The 442-nt window shown below is 57.7% G+C and carries 1 protein-coding gene; it reads right to left on the minus strand.

Annotated features, from left to right (window positions below; translation table 11 throughout):
- Window positions 1-199 (minus strand): transposase (locus tag I6F35_RS39665; RefSeq protein WP_225122974.1); only part of this gene is annotated, 199 nt, incomplete at its 3' end.
- Window positions 200-442: the final 243 nt, after the last annotated feature.

The raw sequence follows: 442 nt of genomic DNA on the forward strand, positions 1-442 counted from the left end.
TCAGCTTCGCGTTCTCCTCCTCCAGCGCCTTCAGCCGCTTGGCCTCAGAGACGTCCATGCCGCCGAATTTGGCCTTCCAATTGTAGATTGTCGCCTCGGAGATTCCATGCTTGCGAGCCAGGTCGGCCATCTTTGCCCCAGCCTCATGCTCCTTCAACACCGCGATAATCTCTTCTTCCGTGAACCTTGCTCGCTTCATCTGTCCGTCCTTGTTCAGGCGGAAACTGCCAGGAGAAATCGCCCTTCGCAGTCCTTCGACATCGCTCGTGTCGACATTCACGCGAGATCGTGCTCTCGCCGCGAAGCGATTTCAATTGTTCCTGCTGCGGCCTCTTTTTTCCTCGCGGGGCGAGGAGCTGGAGGTCAGGCCTTTGCGCCACGGGATGCGCCACTGTGGAAGGTTCGAGGCCTTACAAGGAGAACCAAGAATCCTTGCAAGTCC

Source organism: Bradyrhizobium sp. BRP22 (assembly GCF_020194175.1).
In the GTDB taxonomy this organism is placed as follows: domain Bacteria; phylum Pseudomonadota; class Alphaproteobacteria; order Rhizobiales; family Xanthobacteraceae; genus Bradyrhizobium.